This window comes from Jeotgalibaca caeni, assembly GCF_028863945.1.
Classification (GTDB): Bacteria; Bacillota; Bacilli; order Lactobacillales; family Aerococcaceae; genus Jeotgalibaca; species Jeotgalibaca caeni.
Genome location: NZ_JARBEA010000096.1, coordinates 1 through 4,509, shown reverse-complemented (window position 1 = coordinate 4,509; position 4,509 = coordinate 1). Strand labels below are relative to the sequence as shown.

Here is a 4,509-nt window from a genome sequence, read left to right as displayed (position 1 = left end):
TACTGCTTGATAGATTGTGAAATTTAGCCTGCATGCAACTGGAAAAATACACTATCAACACTTCTTGACAAAGAGCCACTTTTTTTGCTACTTTTCTTCCTTACAAAAGCCAAGGCAAGGCAATTCGGCCCAACATGCGTCCCAATCACTCCGCCAACTGGATGCATCTTAGAATTCGTTAACGAGTATTTCTCGATTGTCTCTTGCATAAAGACTTCTCCTTGTTCTCGGTTTAAGGTATAACCAAAGTGAACCGGAAAAGCCGGATCGAGAGGCTCTTTTTCTAATTCTTCGTGCAATCGTTTCTTCCCAGCTGCGACTCCCCGTTTTTTGGCTAACTCGCTTAGCTTCGTATTTTCCAGAATGATGATGGGTTTTATTTTTAGTGTCTCCCCAATAAAAGCCAGGCTTTTCGGAATCCTGCCACCCATTTTTAAGTATTTCAGCGTATTTACAACTCCACAAACGACCATTCTTTCTCGGACGTCTTCAACTTGTGTAATAATCGATTCCACAGTCTCGCCAGCATCCCTTAGTTGAACCGCATATTGGACCAGCATCCTTTGCGTCAGAATCGCCTGCTTCGTATCTACTACATGGATCCGGTCTTTGTAGGAAGACAGTTCTCGGGCTAGAACAGCACTCTCATACGTCCCACTCAAGCCACTTGATAAGGTGAGGACTAATACATCTACCTCTTCCTTTTCAGCCTGCTCAAAGAAGCGTAAATAAGCTTTTGGCGAAGGTCTGCTGGTGATAGGAAGTTTTGTAGCAGTGATTAGTTGTTGAAAGAATTGATCGTAGTCTTCTTCTGTTTCCTGTTTTAGTTCCGTTCCTTCGAAAGTAATGGTTAACGGTACAATCTGAATGTTTAAGTCTTCAGCTTCGGCCAATGTGATGTCCGCAGCACTATCGGTTATGATTTTAATCATTTATGAAGCTCCTTGTCTTTATTCTCATAAATGACTATATCGTACCTATATGAACTCAAAATGAACTTAATTGTTTTTCGGCAAAGTAATCCTAAATCGGGTCCCTTCTTGTGGCTTGCTGTCTACCTCTATTGTACCCTCATGAAGTTCGATAATTTTCTGTACCAAGGTCAGCCCCAAGCCATTCCCGCTGGTCTTTCTGCTATTGTCTTCTTGGTAGAACTTCTCAAATATCTTTTTATAGTTTTCTTCTCTAATTCCTATACCGGAATCCTGAATCGTTATGATAGCTTGATTCCCTTTTTCACTTAATCGAACCTTGATTGAACCATTCTCGCGGTTATACTTAATCGCATTTTCAAAGAGATTCAACCAGACTTGATATAGCAACTCCTCACTGCCCGTATACATCATTTTCTCCAAAGTAAGATCCAATTCGAGATTCTTTTCTTCCCATTGTGGCTGCAAAAACAGCAGGACTTCCCGGACTTGTTCATCCAAGCGAAAGAGTTTCTCTTCATAGCCTATTTTTTGGGTTTCTAACTTTGTCAGTTTGAGAATGTTATCGGTTAATGTCACCAACTGCTGGTTTCCTTCAAAAATACGTTTGTAATAGGAATCGCGTTCTTCATCAGTAATATTTTTATTTTGTAAGAGCTGTACATACCCTTGTACCGTTGCTAGTGGTGTCTTAAATTCATGAGAAACGTTCGAGATAAAGTCATTTCGCATCGTTTCAATGCCGCTTAATTCCCGAACCATCAGATTGAAGTCCGAGTACAACTCTTGGACTTCCCCCATCGCCTTCTTCTCCTCAATCTGCACAGAGAAATCTCCTTGCGCCACTTGCTTCATACTCTTTCGTAACTTAATCAGCGGTTTTAGAAATTGCTTCCCCACAATAGAAGAAATCCCACTACTGATAAGCGCAATAAACAATGCGATAAAAATAATTAAATAAACCGTTCCGCCTTCTTTTGGAATAATGTCGAAATAAGTCGCAATCAGTAAAATCAATGCGATTCCAGACGCAGATACTAAAATTAACGCAAAAACCACTAAAGAAAAATAGAGCCATAAGTTCGATTGAATTTTTTTATTCATTTAATTCAACCACCTTATACCCCAATCCACGAACCGTTACAATTTGAAAGTCCTGGTTGTGTGCCAGTTTGTCACGCAACCTTTTTACATGGACATCGACTGTTCGTTCATCTGAATCCGAATCATAACCCCAAACTTCATCCATCAACTGTTGTCTCGTAAAAATTTTGTTCGGATAGGCCAATAACTTATATAGAAGTTGGAATTCCTTTTGGGTTAATTCAATCTCTCTGCCGTTTTCTAGAACCGTTAGAGTATCTTGATTCAGAATCGTACTGCCAATGACTCTTTCGTTCTCCTGCAGCAATTTTGCCCGTCTCAAAAGGGCTTCTACACGAAGCACCATCTCATTGACATCAATCGGCTTCACCATATAGTCATCGACACCGATGCGGAAGCCTTTCTTCTTGTCTTCAAAGGTGTTCTTTGCCGTAATCATTAAAATCGGCGTCTCATCACCTGTTTTCCTCAGCAGAGTGGATAGTTCATAACCATCCATCTCTGGCATCATGATATCTGTAATAATCAGGTCAACCGACTGTTGATCCAATACTTCGAGTGCTTGTTGACCATTTTGAGCCGTGACTACTCGAAAGTGAGATTGGACCAAACAGGATTCGTACAGCCCTAAAATGTTCAAATCATCTTCAATTACAAGAATTTTATTCATGCTATCCCCTTTCCATTCCTCTTCTAAATAATTGTATACCGTTGCCATTTATTGGAAAACCAGCGAATCAGGAAGAATACTGCCCGGAACGTCCAGTCAATGAACATGGCTAACCAAACACTCATGACTCCCATATCAAAGACAAAAGCAAAAAGAAAACTGAATCCTACACGGAATGCAAACATCGAGAATACGGAGGTGTACATCGTAGAAACCACATCTCCCGCTGCTCTTAATGCATTCGGTAAGGTGAAGGATGCAGGCCAGATAATCATGCTAGCAATCCCATGCAAGAACATAATTTGAAAGGCCAAGTCTAATGACTCACTCGAAAGGCTGTACAGACTTAGAATTGGTCTCAGTAATAATAAAATCGGTATATTTAAGATTGCCATATATAAGTAAGCTTTTTTCATTAGTGCCTTTGTATAGGCCTTTGCTTGCCCTCTCTCCCCTGCGCCAATACAACGAGAAACCACAGTGGTAATCGCCAACCCCATTGCAGCTCCAGGAACAATCTCCAGTCCGGTTAAGCTGTTCGCTACCGCATGCGCAGCAATAGAGGCCGTACTAAATGTTGCTACTAGTCCAGTCATAATAATTTTACCAATTTGGAAAATACTATTTTCTAAACCATTGGGAATTCCTACTCTTAGAATTCTTTTGATCATCTTCCAATCAAGGTTCCGCAAACTATACGAGCTCACAGAAACAGGTAATTTCGGATTCCGCAACATATACATCATTGAAAATGCACTGACCACTCTTGATATCAATGTCGCAAATGCTGCACCAAAAACGCCCCATCCGAAGACAAAAATAAAAATAGCATTTCCCACTAAGTTAATAGCATTCATAATAAGTGCGTTAACCATTGCTTTCTTTGAATCACCCATTACCCGAAACAGGGAAGCAGAGGCATTAAACAGACCTAAGAAAGGAAAGGAAGCAGCAGTAACATAGAAATAAGTGACGGCACTACTCATGACCGATTCTTCTACATCACCAAACAAACTCTGTAAAATAAAACCATTAAAAACAAGACAAATGATTGCTACAAACATAGCTATAAAAGCAACGACCAAGAATAATTGCTTCGCTGCATGATTACTCTTCTTAAAATCTTTTTTTCCTAAATATTGGCCTACAATAATCGCTCCACCAGCAGCTACTGTGGAAAAGAAGTTGATTGCCAAAAAGTTAATACTGTCTACCAATGAAACACCCGATACAGCCTGCTCCCCCGCATAGGCAATCATCATCGTATCGAAAAAGCCAATAGATAAAGCCAATGCTTGTTCAATAATTAAAGGGATAATCAGGCGTTTTAAATCCTGTGGGCTAAATAATGCTTTTGAATCATTCACTTCATTTTGTGCCAATGAAAACGCTCCTTTTAGTTCGAATAATACTAAATATTATACCTCTAATGCCTGTTGTCTGACACTTATTTATCTTTTTTATCCATAGATATTCAAAAAAGAGCAAGCATACTTTTTACAGTATACTTGCTCTTTATAAAATACCGGCGGCCGGGGTCGAACCGGCACGCCCTCGCGGGCACTGGATTTTGAGTCCAGCGCGTCTGCCTATTCCGCCACGCCGGCATAATTTCTATTCTGCAATTTACATCCCTATGAGGAAAAGGCGGTAACCGGATTTGAACCGGTGATGAAGGTTTTGCAGACCTCTGCCTTACCACTTGGCTATACCGCCATGATTATAAAACTGGGGTAGCTGGATTCGAACCAACGAATGACGGAGTCAAAGTCCGTTGCCTTACCGCTTGGCTATACCCCAAAA

General features: G+C 40.5%; 4 protein-coding genes and 3 tRNA genes. All 7 read right to left on the bottom strand.

Going from position 1 to position 4,509, the window contains the following annotated elements; translation table 11 throughout:
* Nucleotides 1-23 precede the first annotated feature (23 nt).
* Entirely contained in the window at nt 24-932 is a 909-nt protein-coding gene (locus PVE40_RS12370; protein WP_274732240.1) for a DegV family protein, read from the bottom strand.
* 66 nt (nt 933-998) lie between these two features.
* A complete protein-coding gene (locus PVE40_RS12365; protein ID WP_274732239.1) occupies nt 999-2,036 on the bottom strand; it encodes a HAMP domain-containing sensor histidine kinase in 1,038 nt (345 codons plus the stop codon).
* The gene (locus tag PVE40_RS12360) at nt 2,029-2,706 is read right to left on the bottom strand and encodes a response regulator transcription factor (protein ID WP_274732238.1); all 678 of its coding nucleotides are present in this window, start codon (nt 2,704-2,706) and stop codon (nt 2,029-2,031) included. Before PVE40_RS12360 ends, PVE40_RS12365 begins: the two co-directional genes overlap by 8 nt.
* Before the next feature lie 23 nt (nt 2,707-2,729).
* Nucleotides 2,730-4,088 carry an MATE family efflux transporter gene (locus tag PVE40_RS12355; protein WP_274732237.1) on the bottom strand — a complete coding sequence of 453 codons (1,359 nt, stop codon included), beginning with the start codon at nt 4,086-4,088 and terminating at the stop codon, nt 2,730-2,732.
* Between the two features lie 141 nt (nt 4,089-4,229).
* Nucleotides 4,230-4,313 (bottom strand) — tRNA-Leu (locus tag PVE40_RS12350).
* A gap of 38 nt (nt 4,314-4,351) precedes the next feature.
* Nucleotides 4,352-4,422 (bottom strand) — tRNA-Cys (locus PVE40_RS12345).
* A gap of 12 nt (nt 4,423-4,434) precedes the next feature.
* A tRNA-Gln gene (locus tag PVE40_RS12340) sits at nt 4,435-4,506 on the bottom strand.
* Between the last annotated feature and the right edge of the window lie 3 nt (nt 4,507-4,509).

Bases quoted from the DNA above. Each gene is read 5' to 3' on its own strand.
- PVE40_RS12370 (WP_274732240.1), bottom strand. From the start codon at position 932: ATGATTAAAATCATAACCGATAGTGCTGCGGACATCACATTGGCCGAA.
- PVE40_RS12365 (WP_274732239.1), bottom strand. From the start codon at position 2,036: ATGAATAAAAAAATTCAATCGAACTTATGGCTCTATTTTTCTTTAGTG.
- PVE40_RS12360 (WP_274732238.1), bottom strand. From the start codon at position 2,706: ATGAATAAAATTCTTGTAATTGAAGATGATTTGAACATTTTAGGGCTG.